The organism is Rhodospirillales bacterium, assembly GCA_016710335.1.
GTDB lineage: Bacteria > Pseudomonadota > Alphaproteobacteria > Rhodospirillales > Defluviicoccaceae > JADJXQ01.
On sequence record JADJXQ010000005.1, the window covers coordinates 343,836 to 362,161 of the forward strand.

Sequence of the window (18,326 nt, forward strand, 5' to 3'; positions counted from 1 at the left end):
CCGCCGACCCGACGCGTGCAAGCGCCATCTCTCCGGATGTCGCCTCATTGCTGTTGACAAAGTTCTGCCAAAATTGGAGTCTCCGTGAGAACATGACTAATTGCCGATAAGGCTCAGAGGGGGGACACCATGATGCGCCGCACCGATCTTCTGTCCGTTTCGATGTTTGCACTGGCCGTGGGTCTCGGAAGCCCAGCGTGGGCCGCCAGCGTCAGCGTGCTCGGCGCCCCCGGCGCCGACGGCGCCGACGGCGCGGACGGCAACCCGCCCGAGCCCGGCCAACCGGGCGGTCCGGGCGGAGACGCCATCGCCAATGGCGCCACAGAGCACGCCACCGCCATCGGCGGCCGCGGCGGCGACGGCGGGGATGGGGGCAAAGCGACCGCGCCCGGCGTGCGCGTCGGCCGCGGCGGCGACGGCGGCCGCGGCGGCAACGCACGTGCCGAGGCCAGCGGCACCCCTAGCCCGAGCCATGTTGCCAAGGCCATCGGCGGGGGCGGAGGCGAGCGTGGCGCGGGTGATTTTGCTTCCAGCTACGGCACATCGTCTAGAGGGACCGGGGGAGACGCCGACGCCACCGCAAAAACGGTAACGGCCGACGTCGATGCTGCAGCAACGGCCGAGGCCAGCGGTGGACCCGGAGGCGGGACCGGGACTTCCTACTACTACAATTACGGTGGTCTCGGAGGAAATGGCGGCCTAGCGAACTCCACCGCGGTTGCTGCCGCCAATAACGCGGATGCCGAGGCTACTGCAACTGCATCGGGCGGAGCGGGCAGTGAAGGGGATGTTGGTGCCAATGGCAGTCGGGCGGATGCCAATGCTGGCGCGTCTGCGATTCGCGGCAGCGCCACGGCCATCGTCGATGCGACCGGCGGCGACGGCGCGCCTGGTGTGACGGGCTCGCGAGGCGGCGATGGCGGCGATGCGAACGGCAGAGCAAGCGCATCGGTTAGTGAAGGTATTGCAACCGCGATCTCCAACGCCAACGGCGGCATCGCACGCTTCGGCGACGCCGGGAGAAGCGGGCTTGCAGGAGACGCGGTCTCGGACGCGCAAGCCTACGCTTATGAGGTCGGAAGGGCCAATGCCACGGCTACAGCCACTGGTGGAGATACAGAAGACGCAGAATCAGGCACTGAAGCTGGCAACGCAACTGCTGGCGCCCGGACCGTTGTCGGTACGGGCACCGGATCGGCGGCGGCCACGGCAGTTGGTGGAAACGGGCGCTCGAGCGACGGTGGCGACGCCATGGCCGACGCAACGACTGTAGTGCGGGACGGCAGCGCCAGTGCGATTGCAGCGGCAACGGGCGGCGACGGATTCATGTACGACGGACCGGCAGCGGTCGGCGGCGATGCTCACGCCATCGCAGATGCAATCGGCACCGACATCATCACCGTAGAAGCCACCGCGACCGGCGGGCTCGCCATACCCACTGACAGCGGCACGAGGGGAAGCAAGGGCGGCGATGCAACGGCCGAAGCCGATGGCCGCGGCGGAAGCGAGATATCGGTTGACGCTTCGGCGAGAGGGGGTGACGCCTATCCTTCCTATCCGACGCCTGATTACTACCAGTCTGAGGACGCCGGGCCAGGTTTGGCAGGTGATGGTAAGGCTTACGCAGAAGGACGGGGCCCCGGCAGAATCCGGTCTGCGGCAAATGCCGAGGGTGGCGTTCGCGGCATCTTGACATTTAACAATGGTCGGGTCGAGTACAGCGCCGCTGGCAAGGCCACGGCAACAGCCAAAGCAACTGGACCGAAAGGCAGCGTGCTGGCGCGGGCGGTTTCGGACGGGCCGGTGCGGAACGAGGCCAATGCCGGGGCGGCGATGTTCCATCCGACGTCGGTGTTCGGGGGTGCGTCGGCGGGGCTGGCCGGGACCGTGGCCTACGGCCGGCTGTTCCCGGAGGCTGGGGGGCCGGCGGATGTGGGGCGGGGAGGCGCGAAGCTGGTTGCCGCCGCGACCATGGGCGCCAGCCACACGACGGGCGACGGCCCCATCACGTTCGCGACGTATACGAGCCAGCTCAACTTCACCGCCGATGTGTCGTCGTTCGTCGGCCGGACGCCGATGCTGCAGTTGGATCTGGTGGACGCAGCGTTCTCCGGCGGCGGCTTCGAGACGTTGTCGTTCCTGGTCGACGTGGAGGACGGCGCCGTCACCTTCAGGGAGGCGTTCACCGAACTCTCCGAGGCGCTGGCGTTCTTCACCGGCAACAGCGTCGATCTCGGCGACATGAGCGGCTACGTCAGCGCCGACGGCATCCTCGACCTGGCGATGTCGATGGTGCTGACCGGCGGCCGTCGCGACGGCGCCTTCTACGCCGACGTGGCGGTGCGGGCGACCCCGCTGCCGGCGGCGGTCTGGATGTTCCTCACCGCCCTCGTCGCCCTCGCCGGCACCGCCTCGCGCCGCAGCAGCCAGGGATCCGCACCGCGCACAACTTGATCCTCCTCCGCCGCTTGCGGGAGAGTGCCAGGGCGAGGGTGTCAAATGGGCTTGCGCGTGCGAACGCGGACGCGTAGTTTATCCACACTACTCGTTCGTAAATAATGCTGACGTGTGCACGTGCTCGCGGGAAAAACAATATTGCTGATCGTCGCCGGGGGGATCGCGGCGTACAAGAGCCTCGAGTTGATCCGCCGTCTGCGGGAGCGGGGGGCGGCGGTGCGCTGCATCCTGACCGCCGGGGGTGCGGAGTTCGTGACGCCCCTGTCTCTGGCGGCGCTTTCCGAGAACAAGGTATACGCGGACCTGTTCTCGCTCACCGACGAAAGCGAGATGGGCCACATTCGCCTGTCCCGAGCCGCCGACCTGGTGGTGGTGGCCCCGGCGACGGCCGATCTTCTCGCCAAGATGGCGGCGGGGCTGGCGGGCGATCTGGCGACGACGGCGCTTCTCGCGACCGACAAGCCGATCCTGGCGGCGCCGGCGATGAACGTGCGCATGTGGGAGCATCCGGCGACCCGGGCCAATCTGCGGGTGCTGGCCGAGCGCGGCGTCCGCACCGTCGGCCCCGACGAGGGCGACATGGCCTGCGGCGAATGGGGCATGGGGCGGATGGCGGAAGTGGACGACATCGTCGCCGCCGTCGAGGCTTTCTTCGTGGACGCCGGGAACGGACGCCTCGCCGGGCGGCGGGCCTTGGTGACCAGCGGCCCGACGTTCGAGGCCATCGACCCCGTCCGCTTCATCGGCAACCGCTCGTCGGGCAAGCAGGGTCACGCCATCGCCGGCGCGCTGGCCCGACTGGGCGCGGCAACGACGCTGGTCACCGGACCCACCGGCGAGCCTGATCCCGCCGGCGTCGACGTCATCCGCATCGAGTCGGCGAACCAGATGCTCGCGGCCTGCGACGGCGCCTTGCCTGTGGATGTGGCCGTGTTCGCCGCGGCCGTGTGCGACTGGCGGGTGAGCGCCATCGCCCCGCGGAAACTCAAGAAAGCCGCAGGAGAGGACCCGCCGGCTTTGGCTCTGGAGGAAAATCCCGACGTACTGGCGACGATCGCCGCCGGGACGCCGCGCCCGCGCCTGGTCATCGGCTTCGCCGCGGAGACCAACGACGTGGTGGCCAACGCCACCGACAAGCGACGCCGCAAGGGCTGCGACTGGATCGTCGCCAACGACGTCTCGCCGCAGACAGGAACCTTCGGCGGCGCCGCCAACACGGTCCACCTGATCACCGGCAACGGCGTCGAGGACTGGCCGCCGATGAGCAAACAGGCGGTCGCCGAGCGCCTCGCGCTCCGCATCGCTGAGGCGCTGCCGTCATGAGCAAAGGTCCCGCGACCGTCATGAACACAGGTCCCGTGACCGTCATGAACACAGGTCCCGCGACCGGCATGAACACAGGCCCCGTTACCGTCGCCGTTCGCCGCCTTGCCCACGGCGCCGACCTGCCGCTGCCCGCCCACGCGACGTCGGCGAGCGCCGGCGTCGATCTGCTGGCGGCGGTTGCGACGGCGGTCGTGCTGCCGGCCGGCGGCCGCGCCACCATCCCGACCGGCATCGCGATCGCCCTGCCGGCGGGCTTCGAGGCGCAGGTGCGGCCGCGATCCGGCCTGGCCGCCCGCCACGGCGTCACCGTGCTCAACAGCCCCGGCACCATCGACGCGGACTACCGTGGCGAGGTGGCCGTCGTGCTGATCAACCTCGGCGACGCGGCGTTCGTCGTCGAGCGCGGCATGCGCATCGCCCAGATGATCGTCTCGCCGGTGGTCAGTGTCGCCTGGGCGGAGGCGGAGGAGTTGCCGCCGACGGCGCGCGACGCCGGCGGGTTCGGATCGACCGGCAGCGCGTCCGGCGTGCTCTGAACGCGGCGGGAGGCGGGTACGAACATGTTGCGGCTGTCCAGAAAGACGCTGTTTGCCATCGAAGCGGTGCTCGACATCGCTTACCATGCCGGCAGCGAACCGGTGCAGAGCAGCGAAATCACCCGACGCCAGGGCATCCCCCGCCGCTACCTGGAACAGGCCCTGCAGAACCTGGTGCGGGACGGAGTCCTGATCGGGGTGCGCGGCCCCAGGGGCGGATATCGCTTGGCCCGTGAACGGCGCCGCATTACGGTTGGCGAGGTGGTGCGGGTGGTGCGCGGCCTGGAAGCGGGCGAGGACGATCTCAACGACGACTGCGGGTCGATGCTGGCACGCAAGGTGGTGCGGCCGTTGTGGTGCGACATCCAGGACGACGTGATGAAGCGACTCGACGATCTGACCATCGACGATCTGTGCGAGGACGCGCACCGCGCCGGCATCGCCAGCGAGGGACGCAACAGCCTCGATTTTTCCATTTGAGCGAGAAGCGCCAAGGGCGCCGTTCGCTTCAGCCAACGGAAGGGGCCGCGCAAGATGAACACCCTGGATGCCTATGCCGCGGTCGATGCGCCCGGGCGCGGCCGGATCTACGACAATTTCGTCGAAACCACCGGCGATACGCCGCTGGTCCGCATGCGCCGGCTTGCGGAGGAGACCGGATGCAAGGCTGACCTGCTCGGCAAATGCGAGTTCTTCAAACCGTTGTCGTCGGTCAAGGCCCGCATCGGCTTGGCGATGATCGAGGCTGCCGAGCGCTCGGGCCGCGTCGGCGGTGACGCGGTGCTGGTGGAGCCGACTTCGGGGAACACCGGCATCGCCCTTGCCTTCGTCTGCGCCGCCCGCGGCTACCGCCTGATCCTGACCATGCCCGACAGCATGTCCTTGGAGCGGCGCAAGATGCTGGCGCTGCTCGGCGCCGAGATCGTGCTGACGCCGGCGACCAGAGGGATGCCGGGGGCTGTCGCCAAGGCCGAGGAGATCGTCGCCTCGACGCCGGGAGCGGTCATGCTCCAGCAGTTCAACAACCCGGCCAACCCGGAGATCCACCGGCGGACCACCGCCGAGGAGATCTGGCGCGATACCGGCGGCAAGGTTGACGTCCTGATCAGCGGCGTCGGCACCGGCGGCACCATCACCGGCGTCGCGGAGGTCATCAAGGCGCGCCGGCCGGAGTTCCGCGCCATTGCCGTCGAGCCGGAGGACAGCCCGGTGCTGTCGGGCGGCGTTCCCGGCCCCCACAAGATCCAGGGCATCGGCGCCGGCTTCGTGCCCGCGGTGCTCAACGCCGACCTGATCGACGAGGTCGTCCGCATCGGAAACGAGACGGCGTTCGCGATGGCGCGCCGCGTGGCCCGCCTGGAAGGCATGCCGGTCGGCATCTCGTCGGGCGCGGCGTTGGCCGCGGCGATCGAAATCGGCGCCCGCGAGGACATGGGCGGCAAGACCATCGTCGTCATCCTGCCGTCGTTCGCCGAGCGCTACCTGTCCACGGCGTTGTTCGAAGGGATCGGGTTGGAGTGAGGGCCGCGCCCGCACCTGCCGGGATGGAGTTCCGCGAAGAGCAGATCCAGCGCTACGCTCGTCACATCCTGCTCGACGAGGTCGGCGGCGACGGCCAGAAGACCCTCCTCAACGCCCGGGTGCTGATCATCGGCGCCGGCGGTCTCGGGTCGCCCCTGCTGTTATACCTGGCCGCTGCCGGCGTCGGCACCATCGGCGTCGTCGACGACGACGTGGTGGATCTCTCCAATCTCCAGCGCCAGATCGTCCACCCCACCGCCGCGGTCGGCTTACCCAAGGTGGAGAGCGCCCGGCGCACCATTGGCGCCATCAACCCGGACGTGCGCGTCGTTTCGCATCACGCCAGGCTGGCGGCGGACAACGCCCTCGATCTCGTTTCCGCGTACGACATCGTCGCCGACGGCTCCGACAACTTCCCGACCCGCTTTCTCGTCAACGACGCCTGCCATTTTGCGAAGCGGCCCTTGGTCAGCGGCGCCATACTCCGCTTCGATGGCCAGGTCGCGACCTTCAAGCCTTTCGCGGAGCCCGCCTCGGGCGAAGCCCCTGGTCCATGCTATCGATGCCTGTTCCGCGAGCCGCCGCCGGCGGGAGACATCCCGAGCTGCGCCGAAGCGGGTGTTCTCGGCGCCTTCTGCGGCGTCATCGGTTCGATGCAGGCGACCGAGGTCATCAAGGAACTGCTCGGCATCGGCCAGAGCCTGTCGGGCTGGCTGATGGTGTTGGACGCGCTCTCCTCGACGGTCCGCAAGATCCGTGTGCGCCGCGACCCGGCCTGCCCGCTGTGCGGTGACCGGCCCAGCATCGTCGACCTGTCGGCGCACGGCGAGCACGACACGGAAGCCTGTGCTCATGCCGGCGGGTAGAAAGGCCGCGGGCCCCGACAAGCTGTCGCTGGTCGTCTACGCCGGCGATGTCGGCAGGGTGCACTACGCGCTCGCCCTGGCGGCCTCGGCGCGCGCCATCGACAAGCCCGCCACCCTGTTCTTCACCATGGGGGCCTGCCGGACGCTGATCCGGCCGGCAGCGGACGGCGCCGTCCCGTGGCGCGCGCTACCGGACGGGGAGGGGGGCACGGCGGGGCAGCTTGACGACCGGTTCGCCGCCGGCGGCCTCGCCACATTCGAGGACCTGCTCGCGTCCTGCGTCGCGCTGGGCGCTCGTTTCCTGGTCTGCGAGATGGGGCTCAAGGCGGTCGGCCTCGCCCCTTCCGATCTTCGCGATGACGTGCCGCTGGAGGTTGCCGGCATCGTCACCTTCCTTGCCGACGCCTCCCCCGACGGAGCCATGATGTTTATCTGAGCGGGTAGGCGCCGGTTAACAGGCAGTCCGACCGATTGCACAAGAATTATGCAGTCGTGCTTGCCCTTGACGAAAGCTGAACCCCTAGGCATATTAGACGCAACTAAGGTGGATGGGAGGAGCCACCCTTCGTTACGGAGGTCTCCCCATGACAGTGACGAGAAGCGACAACTTCATGCCGGAACCCTGCAGATCGCTTTTCGAGCATGAGCTGAAGACCCCGCTCACGTCGATGCGGTCCGCTGCAGAGATTCTGCGCGACAATCAGGATCTGCCGCCGGCCGAGCGCGACCGGTTCCTCGACGCGTTGATCGAGGACAACGTCCGCCTCGAAGCGATCATCAACCGCATGCTGTCCGCGGCCCAGGGCCACCCGCCAAGCGCCTCGCCGGACTGCCTTCAACCGGGCCGCGCGTAGCCTACTCAACGCCATGACGCAGCGTTCGCCCTTGTCATAGCCGGGCCGGCGCGCCAAGCTCTCCGGCGTCATGACTGAAAAGCGCCTCCTCATCGTAGCGCACGCGCCCTCGCCGAACACCACAAGGCTCCGCGATGCGGTCGTCGCCGGCGCGCGGCATCCGGATATCGGCGGCGTCGACGTCGACGTCCGCAGCCCCTTCGACGCGGGTCCCGAGCAGGTCTTGGCCGCCGACGCCATCATCCTCGGCACCACCGAGAACCTCGGCTACATGAGCGGCGCGCTGAAGGATTTCTTCGACCGCATCTACTACCCGTGCCTCGAGCACACCCAGGGCCTGCCCTACGTGCTCTACCAGCCCGTTGACGAAAGGGGTGTCGCGCTCATTTTGGGTTCGGCGGTGACCATCACCGTGAGGCTGCCGAATTCGGTTTCTGTTGCGGCGAAGAGGATGATGGCCAGAGCATACTGAGTTCGAATGACGACCAGGAAGACGCCCCCGCGGGCGGCGGCTTCTTTCGGGGTCCCGGCGCCGATGAGCCGGCGCATGAGGATGCCCAGATTGTGACCGGCGACGTGGATGAGGTAGCGCTTGTGGACGTTTTCCCTGCCGCGTAGCCACGTTCGCCGCATGCCACCGCGCTCCAGATTGTGGGCGAATGATCGCTCGACGATCTCGCCGCGCCGGCGCATGGCTTGCTTTCCCACCTGCGAGCGGAGTCGGTTGCGGTTGGCGTAGACCGCGTCCCGGGCTTCGGTGTCGCCGTGCCAGCGAAGCAATGCCGTGCGGTGCGGTTCGGCGATCCGCGTCGTCCAGGGGCTGTCCGCCAGGGATTTCAGAACCGCGCGCGAATGGTAGCCTTTATCGGCGACGAGTTCGGCGGTGTCGGCCCGGGTCGGCGCCCGACCGACCTGCGCCAGGTTGGCTTCCGCCACCTCCAGCGTGCCGGTGAGCGTCGTCGTGTCACCATCGTCCGCGGCGTGGATCTCCGCCGCCACGACGGCACCGGTATCGAGATCGACAGCGTGCTCCGGCTTGTAGGCCAAGTGCGTCGTCCCGTCCTTCATCTTGGCGATCTTGGCGTCGGGATCGCTCTTGCTCACCCAGTCTTCGTTGGACAGCTTCTTGCCCTTGCGGGCGCGATCCATACGAATGAGATCCTCGGCCGTCGTCGTCTCGATGCCGCTCTCTTCCGCCATCCGCTTCAGCATTTCGCGATAGGTCTCGTCCGTATCCCGTCGCACCAGCGTCCGCAGCGCCGCGTTCGCTTCCATCGTCGAGGCGTCCACCCCGATCCGATCGCCCGTCACCAGACCATGCTCGTCAACAAGCGCGAGCACCCAGCCGAACACCCGGTCGTGAGCTTCATAGGGCAGCCGGCTTCGCGTCTTCGACAGCCACGAATGATCCGGAACCCGCTCCGTCGTCTCCAGACGCAGAAACTCCCTGAGCGAAAGCGAGTCCGAGCAACGCCATTCGAGCCCGCGTTCGCTGTCGATCCCCTCGAAGTAGCCCACCATGTGCATCCGGAAATAGCGCCCAGGCGGAACCGACGGCGCGCCCATCCGGGCCGCATAGTACGGCTTGCAGGTCTCTTCCGCAAAGGCGTCAAAGCCGGCCTCGATCAGCACCGCCTGCAGCCGATCATAGAAAACGTGGCCCGGCGATCGCGGCATCTCGCGCCACGTCACCATCAGCTCGCCTTGCCGATCCCTCTGCCGTCCCAGCGCCATCACACTACCCCCGCAAACTCCACCACAGGTGCATGGAGTCAGAACCGCACGACTTCGTCAACGGGCTGCTACGTCCGCGCCGGCCACGACGGCACCGGCACCCGCCGCGCCGTCGAGACCATCGTCACCGGGCTGCGCTGGCGCGCCGTCCAGGAGCCACTGGTCTGCCGCGGTCCCTGGCAGGAGTCCTTCGTCGGGACATGCGAGGAACTGGGCATGGCGGTCGCCGCGGGCCTCGAGGCGGGCGTGTTCTAATTGCAGGACCGAGCCCGATGCGGACGTGCTGCAACGGGCGTCTTGGCTATGTCAGCGTGCTCATCGCACGTCCGGCTCCACGCCTTGTCGCGCAGCCGTCGGCGGCGTGGTGCGGAGGCCCAGGATGGCGTGAGCGATCAGGGTGGCGAGAAGGACGGCGCCGCCGATGACGGTCGCCAGGCCGGGAACTTCGCCGATGGCGAGCCACACCCAGAACGGCGCCAGCACCATCTCCAGCAGCGTGATCAGGCTGACCTCCGCGGGCGGCAAATAGCGCGAGCCCTCCGTCAACTGGCCGAAGGCGATCGGCATGATCAGGAGGCCGAGCAGCGCCAACAGCGCCATGTCGCGGGGCGTCACGCCGAGCGGATCGGCAACCGGGGCCATGATCGCCGCCACCATCAGGCCGCTCAGCGCCAACGCCGGTATCATGCTGACTGCGCGTGCGTGGCTGAGCACGACCAGATAGCCGGCAAGGCAGGCCGCCGAGGCGACCGCGCACAGGTCGCCGACCAGGGTCCCGCCGCCGATGCTGCCGGCGAAGATCAGCGCGATGGCGGCGACCGCAACGGCAACCGCGATCCAGGTGCGCGCCGGCACCAACTCCTTCAGGAACACGCGGCTGAACACGGCCGCGAACAGCGGTGCGGCGCTGAGGATGACGAGCGTATTGGCTGCGGTGGTGAGCGTTGCCGAGCTGACGAACATCATCGTTGAACCGGTGAACAGCGCTGCGGCGAACACGCCGGCTCGGCCGATCGCCCGCGCCCGCGCCACCGCTTCGCCGCGGTAGCGCAGCCCGAGATACGCCGCCAGGCCGATCGCCATCAGAAGGCCCCGCCCCCACAGGAGCGTCCAACGGTCGGTCTCGATCAGGCGAATGATGAGCACGTCGGGACTGAGCACCAGCACCGCGCCCACCACCAGCACCAGCCCCTTCAGCCTGTACGGGTCCAGATCCGGCTCACGGTCTCGGACGTGGTTTGCAGGCACGAGCGCTGTCGGCCTACGTATGGCCGCGGACCGGTTGCGGCTGGTAAGCTTCTTCGAGGCGCTCGATCTCCCCGTCGTCGAGGCTGAGGGCGAGCGCGCCGACGGCGTCGCTCAGGTGATGAGGCTTGGAGACGCCGACGATGGGCGCCACGACCCCCGGCCGCGACAACACCCAAGCCAGCGCCACCTGCGCCATCGTCACGCCGCGCTCGGCGGCGACGCCGGCGACGGCGTCGATCACCGCGTCGTCGGCCGGCGCACCGTACAGCGTCTTGCCGAAGTCGTCGGTGTCTGCGCGATGGGTGTTCTCCCCCACCGGCCGCGCCAGACGGCCGCGGGCGAGCGGGCTCCACGGGATGACGCCGACGCCCTCGCTCAAGCACAACGGCAGCATCTCCCGCTCCTCTTCGCGGTAGAGCAGGTTGTAGTGGTTCTGCATGGAGACGAAGCGCGCCCAGCCGTGGCGCTGTTGCAAGGCAAGCGCCTTCATGAACTGCCACGCGTGCATGCTGGAGGCGCCGAGGTAGAGCGCCTTGCCGGCCCGCACCACGTCGTCCAAAGCCTCCAGCGTCTCTTCGATCGGCGTCTTCGGATCCCAGCGGTGGATCTGGTAGAGATCGACGTAGTCGGTGCCGAGGCGCCGCAACGAGCGGTCGATCGACTCCATGATGTGCTTTCGGGACAGGCCACGGTCGTTCAGCGCGTCGCTCATCGGGCTGAACACCTTTGTCGCGATCACCACTTCGTTCCGCCGCGCCACGTCGTTGAGCGCGCGGCCGAGGATCTCTTCGCTGACGCCGCGGGAGTACATGTCGGCGGTGTCGAAGAAGTTGATCCCGGCGTTGAACGCGTCCCGAATGAAGTGCCGCCCGACCTCTTCGTCCAGCACCCACGGCCGCCACTGCGTCGACCCGTAGGTCATGCAGCCGAGGCAGAGCCGCGACACCCGCAGGCCCGTGCGGCCGAGAAACGCGCTATCCATTCCCATCGTCGGTCCTCCCCCAGCGTTTGCGGCGGTTCGCTTACGGTTGTTCAAGCGGCGATAACGGCCATGGCGCCCTGGGCAATGGCGACCGGCGTCTCCCCGCCATGGGCGTCGACGCCGACCACGTCGGCGCGGCACACGATCAGCCGCTTGCCCGGCTTCACGACGTGACCGCGGGCGATCAGCGCCGCCCCGGTGCCGGGCGACAGCAGATTGACCTTGTACTCGGCGCCGACGACGTTGCTGCCGCTCGCCACCAGCGACGCCGCCGCGGCGCCCATCACCGCCTCGGCGACGCTGCCGACCACGCCGCCGTGGAAGTACCCGTCCTGTTGACCCAGATCGTCGCGGTAGGGAACCCGGAACACGACCTCTCCCGGCTCGATCTCGACCAACTCGGCGCCGATCAGCCTGAGATACCGCTGCGCCCCCACATAACCTTCCAGAAAAGCCCGGAAATCCGGGTTCCTCGGCTCGAACTGCGCCATGGCGACCGTGCTCCTACCCAAGCTCCCGCCGAGATTGGTAGCGGCTTCAGTGATCCATGCCAAGTCGCCACCGCGACATCAACGCACAAAAGCGCCCGGGACATTCAGGCGGCGGGCCCGGCGACGACGCGGAGGAAGCCGTTCGACCGGTGGGTTTGCCTTGCAATCGCAGGGTGGGCCGTATAACGACGTGGCCGGCCGCTACCATTCCCGAGTACATCATCGCAGGAAAAGCAATGATGCTCAGCAACGACAAGCATCCCCCGAGAGCGCGGCTGGCGCTCAGGGTCGGGGTCACCGGGCATCGGCCGAACAAACTTGACGACAAGCAGGATGCGGTCGTCGCCGGCATCCGCACCGCCCTGGCCGCCATTGAGGACGCGCTTTCGGCCATCGGAGCGGAAGCTCGCGCGGCAGGCTGTTATCGCGACGAAGACCCGATGCTGCGCGTCGTGTCTCCCCTCGCCGAGGGAGCCGATCGCATGGTCGCGCACATCGGTCTGGAGCGCGGCTACGACCTCCAGGCCGTACTGCCGTTCGCGGCCGACGCCTATGAGGAGGACTTCGCGGACGAGCGTTCGAAAGCCGCGTTCCGCGACCTGATTTCCAAAGCTTCGGCCGTGCTCACCCTCGGCGGCGACCATCAGGCGGCCGCGGCGCGGGATCGCGCCTATCGGGATTGCGGGCTGACTGTGCTGCGCCAGTGCGACGTTCTGATCGCTATATGGGACGGCGAGGAGGCGGTCAGCAGCGCCGGGACCGGCGGCATCGTCGCCGATGCGCTGGCTCTCGGCGTCCCGGTGCTCTGGATCGACGTGCGGGATCCCGCGTCCGGACCCCGACTCCTGGAGCAAATCGCGTCACCGGGCGACGGCGGGGCTCACACGACGGTTCCCGTCGATCGCCTCGATCAGCGGCTCCGGATGTTTCTCCTTCCCCCCGACAGTGACTCGTCTTCCCGCACCAAGCGTCACGGCCCCGCAGCAGGTCTGACGTGGAGGACGTATTTCGCCGAGCCGTGGCCGCGCTGGTCGCTGCTCGCCCCGTTCTACACCTTGTTCGTTGCGCTGTTCTCGTGGACGTGGATCCGGCCCTCGGCGACGCTTCCGTCATTTTCAGACCGGCTCGCTTCCCCGCAACGGGTCACCGCGGCGATCGACCGCCGGAAAGAGCACTACCTCTGGGCCGACCAGCTTGCCGATTATTACGCCGGCGCTCATCGCGGCTCTTTCGTTTTGGGTTTCACCCTGGCGCCGGTCGCCGTCCTCTTCGCGCTGCTGGCCTTCGGGTTGGGCGACATCTGGCCGTGGGTCAAGCATGCCGAGATGCTGTGGACCATCGGCGAACTCGTGGTCATCGTGCTCATCCTGGCGCTGGTGCTCAGCGCCCAACGCAGGCGCTGGCACGAGCGCTGGATCGAGTACCGGTTCCTCGCCGAGCAATTCCGTCTCATGGACATGCTGGCGCCGCTCGGCCGAGCGCCGGGCGTCGCCCGCTTTCCCGCCCACCACGACTTCGCCAACCCAAGCGCCAGCTTCGCCCGTTGGCACTTCCATGCCGTCGTTCGCGAAGCCGGCCTCCACGGCGCAACCCTTGACGAGCCCGGTCGGCAAGCCTTCGTGTACGATGTCGCGCTGCCGCTGATCCGTGATCAGGCTGCCTACCACAAGCGGACGGCGCACCGCAGCGAGCGGGTGGCGCACGCGCTGCATCTGACGCATGTCCTGTTGTTCGCCCTCACGTTCGTCGTCGTCGCCGCCCATCTTGCCGAGGAGATCTGCCACTGCCTGCCCAGCCCGTTCACGCCCAGCCTGCTGAGCATGTTGGCGGCGGTCCTGCCGGCGTTCGGCGCCTCCTTCGCGGCCCGCTCCAGCCAAGGCGAGTTCCACCGCCTCGCCCAACGCAGCGAGGCATTGTCGGCTCGTCTCGACCAGGCCGCGGACCAACTTGCGAAGACGCCGTCGTCATCATCTGCCGCCCTCGGCGACCTTGCCGAGAGCGCCGCCAACCTGATGGTGGAGGAGGTCCTGGACTGGCGGGTGTTGTTCCTCGCGCGTCCGCCCGAGCTGCCCGCCTGACCCTCAAGCTCGGAATTCAGGCGACAGCGCCGGCCGGCGGCGGGTCGAAGCGCTCGCTGAAGTGGGTCTCGCTGATCTGCGGAAGAGCGGCGGCGCGGCCGAGGCCGAGCAACCGGCTCGCCAGCTCCGGCCGGTCGATGCAGGCGAGATCGGCCAGCTCCCGGTCCGACAGGATCATGGACAGTTCGCGCTCCAGCCACGCCCGGGACAGACCCACGTCATAGCGCAGATAGCGCAGCAGCGGGCCGCCCGCGAGCCGGTCGGCGGCGAGGTCGCCGATTTCGCTGTCGATTGTCCAGGGGGTCGGGCACTCCGACAGCCACTGCAACAGCGTCTGGTTGAGCCAGTTGCAGTCGTTCATCATCGACATCAGCGACTGCACGGCCAGGGACGCCCCGCTCATGCGGGCGAACTCCTGGGCGGAGCGGGCGACGGGTTGCTCGCCGGTGCCGACCGAACAGAGCAGGAGGTTCTCCGCGCCGAGCGGCCAGCGGTAGCCATAGCCCTCCAGCGCCGCCAGCATCAGCAGCAGCAGCGACGGGTTGTTGTGCGGGCTGGCGCCGCCGTCGACGAATACGCCTTTGACGCCGCGGGCGATCTCGATCGTCTCCGGCGCGAAGAAGGTGGGCGCCGCGGTGCTGGCGCGGACCAGGTTGACCAGCGGCAGATCGCGATTTGGCGCCGCGCCGTCATCGTGCGCCGCGGGGCCGAAATAGACGCCGCGGGGGTTGTTGTGGAACACCCAGACGCTGCCCGTGTCGATGCGCTTGGCGACGATGGCGAGGCCGGTTCTGAGCCGCTCGGAGCCGAGCGTCGCGTCGCCGATCTGCTCGCGCAGCACCGCGACGAACGGCTCGGTGCGGAACTTCGGGATCAGCACGCCGCCGTGCCAGCGGGCGCCGCGGAACCCCCGATGCGCAAGGTTGAGATAGATATCGACCAACTGGCCAACGCTGAACCCGAGGGCGAGGCCGGCTGCGATCAGCGACCCCGTCGACGTCCCGCCGATCATGTCGAAGTAGTCGCAGAGGCGAAAACGAGAACCGAGCCCGGACCGCTCCGCCAGCATCGCCTCTATCCGCTCCAGGAACGCCAGCGCGACGATCCCCCGCACCCCTCCCCCCTCCAGCGCCAGCATCCGCTTCGGCCCCGGCCCGAACAGGTGCTCGTCGCGGCTGGTCATGGGTTGCGGCCGTTTGGTTGGTCAGCGGGCTGTGTGGTCGCCGCTGAGGCGGCTCTGCAGGTACCCGAGCGGCCACGCAAACTGGGAGTCGCGGATGAAAAACACCGATTTGCCGCTCTTGCTGAAGCTCAGTTCAGTCGCAAGGGCAGAGACGATGTGCGCCCCGGCGGCGAGGTTGTCGACGGTGAAGACGCTGCAGACGCGAGCGATGGCGCTGCCCGGCGTATTGCGGGGGTTGGCGGAGCAGAGCCGCGCCCCGGCGTCGGGGGCGGAGGTCTCACGCAGGAAGCGTTGGACCAGCGCACCATCGATGAGCACGGCCTTGTCGGTGTTGTCCGGCAACATCAGGGTGACGAGCGCCCACGGCGTTCCGCCGATCAGGTAGACGAGGTCGCGTTCGCGGGCGCCGGGGCGATCCGCCAAGGCTGCTTCGAGTTCTGGCAAAAGAGCATGGTCGCGCCAGTCGGCGGCGGCCGGTGCGAACGCGCCGCTGCCGCGGTTGGCGTCGATCTGGTTCGTGGCCGAGACTGTGCCCCAAGGAATACCGAACCCGACCACCCGTTCTTCGCCGCCCGACACCTCGAGATACGAGCCCTTGGTGTTGCCGCTGCCGATGTCGATGACCAGCAAGCGCGCGTGAGCGGGTCCCCGGATCTGGCTGCGGCCGAGGCTGAGGAGGCCGTCGAATGCGTGTGTCGCTTCCATATCGGCCGAAACGAAGTCCATGGCGTAGGCCGGCTCGACGCGGTCCTCGATCGCCACCATCAGGTGGTCGCGGTGCTCGACATTGGCGATGCCGCTACTGCCGACGATGTAGATGCGGGTTTCGTCGACGCCATGCCGGTCCTTCAGAGTCGCGACATGGGTGGCGACGGCATCGGCGGTGGCGTCGACGGAACCCCGTTGCAGCGGGCTGACGTTGATCGACTCGAGCCTCTTGAGGTCGAGGCAGCCCAAGTAGGCGTCGTAATTCTTGTGGCAGCGCTCATGGCGGGCCGTATCGAGATCGAACACGAACCCGCGCACGCCCTTGCTCCCCACCTCGATGACGGCATAGGGGCCGGAACCGGTAGCCTCGGCCATCGCTCGTCCACCGGTCAGCGTCGGCACGAAAGGAGAACCGCGAGCGCGACAAGAATGACGGCAACGAAGCCGCGCCGTCGACTCCCGGGCGTACCGCGCCGCCTGCCGAAGGGACGGCCGCCGAAACGGAATGCCTTGGTCATCTTCCCCCCTTCTTTGTCCACGCCTAAGGTTCGGCCGCTCCATCGCGGGACAGCAGGCGGAGCCGCTCCTTCGCCCGCATGTTGCCCTGCCCGGCGGCCTTCTTGTACCAGGCGATCGCTTGCTCGCGGTCGCCTGCCTGCTCGGCGGTCTCGCCCTGGTGGACTTGGGCGGCGACGACGTCGGCATCCGCGGCTCGGCGCATCAGCTCGCGACCACGATCGGGATCGGCGGCGAAGTCGCCCTCGTAGAGCCCAAGGTGGAGCCTCGCCAGCTCGTAGGTCGCACGCGCATGCCCGCGCTCGGACGCATCGGCGAACAGGTCGCCGGCGGCCGCGAGATCGCCGTCGAGCAGCCGCGACAGCGCCTTGCGGTAGACCGTGTCCGGCGGCTCGGCCGTCACCGCCGGCAGCGGCCGCGCCATCGCCACCTCGGTCTCGCCTTCCGGCTCGGACACCGGCGGACGCGCCTGTTCCGGCGGCGGTGCGGGCTGCTCCGGCTGCGGCGGGGCAGGCTGCTCGGCCTCGGTTGCAGCGACATCGGTCGGCGCAGGCGAACCGCCACTCGTCGCTCCGTCGGTCTGTTCGGCAGTTGCAGTCTCTTGTTTTGAGGCGTTCCCTAACGCATAAACCGCAAGATCCGGGAATGAGACGTTGTTGTCCTTTGCGATCTTTTCCAGCTTTATGAAAGAGTCGCGAACATCCTGCGGAACGATCATGCCACGGTTCTTTTCCAGCCAGATCGCCTGGTCCTCGATGCCTTCATATTTCCAGCCGGGCGGTCGCTCGAAGATGTAGAACTGAAAGGGAACCGTGATTGGACTCCCCTGCATGATGACCGGGACGGTGAACCGCTTCATATTCGTGTTTGCCTTGATAGCACGAACGCGCTCCGCTTCCTTGGGCTCTTCAGGGCCGCCCACGCCGTTGTCAAGCATTTCAGCGTACGGCTCATAGCAACCGGGGGCGAACGCTTCGGTACACGCCTTGTAAACCTCCCTCGCCTTGACGGGCTCGCCGGCTGCAACATGAAGCTCCGCAAAACCGCGCAACGCCCTAAAATATGACTGCCTCAAGTAAAGTCATGGTGTAGCGAGCGTCATACTGGCTGCAGAATGAGATCGCTCAGTTTAACCAGGCATCTTCCGCCTTGGAGAAGCCCCTGGCCTTGACCGACGAAAGCACTTGCGCATGCAGGTTGCGAATGTCGCATGCGCGATTAAAGGATTCCGATCGTTTTGAATTTGCAATATAGTGCGCGTTCTCGTCGACCAACACGATGGCTCGTTCTAGCACCTCTCCTGCTTCGGAAAGTCGGCCAAGTTCTCGACCGAATCGCCGACTCCAACCCGGCGGCGAAGGCGACATCTCCACACTGGAGCAATCCTCCGCGCAATTCAGCACAATCAATGAACTTCAAGAAAATGTTACTGAGGCGGTCGGCATGGTTCTTCCCGCAGCAAGGGCTTTTCGCTCGCCACGCGTCTCCTCCATTTGCTTCCCGACATCGGTATACGATCTCAAGGCTTCTGAGAGATAATCATGCTCGGAGAGCTCTAGGTTCTCGCCTCCTAGAATCTCAGCGTAGCCTCAACAAGGCCTGCCCTACACGTCTCTAGCCTTACCCGGAGCTCTTGTCTACAGATGTTCAAATAACCCTCCGCTTGTACCGCTCGGCCCCGAGCGCCGCGCGGAACTATCGTCTCCGTGCCGGCGTACCGCGAGGCTTCCTCCGCGATCTCCCGTGCCTGGTCGAGAAGACGAACGGCCTCGGGACGCGCGCCGTTGCGGACGGACCGGTCGGACTGCTGAAAAAGGCAGTAGAGG

General features: G+C 67.6%; 16 protein-coding genes and 3 pseudogenes. 11 read left to right on the forward strand and 8 right to left on the reverse strand.

The window, feature by feature from the left end; genetic code table 11:
- Positions 1–129: 129 nt before the first annotated feature.
- The 9 genes and pseudogenes from IPM60_11285 (at position 130) to IPM60_11325 (ending at position 7,906) form a co-directional block, all read left to right on the forward strand.
- Positions 130–2,454: a hypothetical protein gene (locus IPM60_11285; protein ID MBK8908458.1), complete on the forward strand. Its 2,325-nt coding sequence runs from the start codon at positions 130–132 to the stop codon at positions 2,452–2,454.
- Positions 2,455–2,574: 120 nt separating this feature from the next.
- The gene (gene coaBC, locus IPM60_11290) at positions 2,575–3,780 is read left to right on the forward strand and encodes a bifunctional phosphopantothenoylcysteine decarboxylase/phosphopantothenate--cysteine ligase CoaBC (GenBank protein ID MBK8908459.1); all 1,206 of its coding nucleotides are present in this window, start codon (positions 2,575–2,577) and stop codon (positions 3,778–3,780) included.
- A gap of 68 nt (positions 3,781–3,848) precedes the next feature.
- Positions 3,849–4,319: a dUTP diphosphatase gene (gene dut / locus IPM60_11295; protein MBK8908460.1), complete on the forward strand. Its 471-nt coding sequence runs from the start codon at positions 3,849–3,851 to the stop codon at positions 4,317–4,319.
- Between the two features lie 24 nt (positions 4,320–4,343).
- Positions 4,344–4,799, forward strand: coding sequence for an Rrf2 family transcriptional regulator (locus tag IPM60_11300; GenBank protein MBK8908461.1), 456 nt, complete (start codon positions 4,344–4,346; stop codon positions 4,797–4,799).
- Between the two features lie 54 nt (positions 4,800–4,853).
- Positions 4,854–5,840 carry a cysteine synthase A gene (cysK, locus tag IPM60_11305; protein MBK8908462.1) on the forward strand — a complete coding sequence of 329 codons (987 nt, stop codon included), beginning with the start codon at positions 4,854–4,856 and terminating at the stop codon, positions 5,838–5,840.
- Positions 5,841–5,863: 23 nt separating this feature from the next.
- Positions 5,864–6,706: a molybdopterin-synthase adenylyltransferase MoeB gene (gene moeB, locus IPM60_11310; protein ID MBK8908463.1), complete on the forward strand. Its 843-nt coding sequence runs from the start codon at positions 5,864–5,866 to the stop codon at positions 6,704–6,706.
- Positions 6,693–7,142: a DsrE family protein gene (locus IPM60_11315; GenBank protein MBK8908464.1), complete on the forward strand. Its 450-nt coding sequence runs from the start codon at positions 6,693–6,695 to the stop codon at positions 7,140–7,142. The genes moeB and IPM60_11315 overlap by 14 nt, the downstream gene beginning before the upstream one ends.
- Before the next feature lie 148 nt (positions 7,143–7,290).
- Positions 7,291–7,560: a hypothetical protein gene (locus IPM60_11320; protein MBK8908465.1), complete on the forward strand. Its 270-nt coding sequence runs from the start codon at positions 7,291–7,293 to the stop codon at positions 7,558–7,560.
- Between the two features lie 70 nt (positions 7,561–7,630).
- Positions 7,631–7,906: pseudogene (locus IPM60_11325) on the forward strand (NAD(P)H-dependent oxidoreductase).
- Positions 7,907–8,076: 170 nt separating this feature from the next.
- Here the strand turns inward: IPM60_11325 and IPM60_11330 are convergent.
- Positions 8,077–9,294 (reverse strand): annotated as a pseudogene (locus tag IPM60_11330) (transposase).
- Between the two features lie 69 nt (positions 9,295–9,363).
- Here IPM60_11330 and IPM60_11335 point away from each other — a divergent pair.
- A pseudogene (locus tag IPM60_11335) lies at positions 9,364–9,549 on the forward strand (flavodoxin family protein).
- 60 nt (positions 9,550–9,609) lie between these two features.
- On the opposite strand, the gene IPM60_11340 reads toward IPM60_11335, so the two are convergent.
- From IPM60_11340 to IPM60_11350, 3 genes are read right to left on the reverse strand one after another with little or no spacing between them, the layout of a single operon-like run.
- The gene (locus IPM60_11340; protein MBK8908466.1) at positions 9,610–10,542 is read right to left on the reverse strand and encodes a DMT family transporter; all 933 of its coding nucleotides are present in this window, start codon (positions 10,540–10,542) and stop codon (positions 9,610–9,612) included.
- A 13-nt stretch (positions 10,543–10,555) separates the two neighbouring features.
- Positions 10,556–11,524, reverse strand: a complete 969-nt coding sequence (locus tag IPM60_11345; protein MBK8908467.1) for an aldo/keto reductase — start codon at positions 11,522–11,524, stop codon at positions 10,556–10,558.
- 50 nt (positions 11,525–11,574) lie between these two features.
- Positions 11,575–12,015, reverse strand: coding sequence for a PaaI family thioesterase (locus IPM60_11350; protein MBK8908468.1), 441 nt, complete (start codon positions 12,013–12,015; stop codon positions 11,575–11,577).
- Between the two features lie 236 nt (positions 12,016–12,251).
- On the opposite strand from IPM60_11350, the gene IPM60_11355 reads away from it, so the two are divergent.
- Positions 12,252–14,093 (forward strand): hypothetical protein, encoded by a 1,842-nt coding sequence (locus tag IPM60_11355; GenBank protein ID MBK8908469.1) that lies wholly within the window; start codon positions 12,252–12,254, stop codon positions 14,091–14,093.
- Between the two features lie 16 nt (positions 14,094–14,109).
- Here the strand turns inward: IPM60_11355 and IPM60_11360 are convergent, their stop codons facing one another.
- The 4 genes from IPM60_11360 to IPM60_11375 all read right to left on the reverse strand — a co-directional run bounded on the left by IPM60_11360 (position 14,110) and on the right by IPM60_11375 (position 17,777).
- On the reverse strand, positions 14,110–15,276 hold the full coding sequence (locus tag IPM60_11360) for a patatin-like phospholipase family protein (GenBank protein ID MBK8908470.1): 1,167 nt from the start codon (positions 15,274–15,276) through the stop codon (positions 14,110–14,112).
- Positions 15,277–15,297: 21 nt separating this feature from the next.
- Positions 15,298–16,386, reverse strand: a complete 1,089-nt coding sequence (locus IPM60_11365; protein MBK8908471.1) for a hypothetical protein — start codon at positions 16,384–16,386, stop codon at positions 15,298–15,300.
- Between the two features lie 139 nt (positions 16,387–16,525).
- Positions 16,526–17,359, reverse strand: coding sequence for a DUF2610 domain-containing protein (locus tag IPM60_11370; GenBank protein MBK8908472.1), 834 nt, complete (start codon positions 17,357–17,359; stop codon positions 16,526–16,528).
- A 265-nt stretch (positions 17,360–17,624) separates the two neighbouring features.
- Positions 17,625–17,777 carry a hypothetical protein gene (locus IPM60_11375; protein ID MBK8908473.1) on the reverse strand — a complete coding sequence of 51 codons (153 nt, stop codon included), beginning with the start codon at positions 17,775–17,777 and terminating at the stop codon, positions 17,625–17,627.
- Positions 17,778–18,326: the final 549 nt, after the last annotated feature.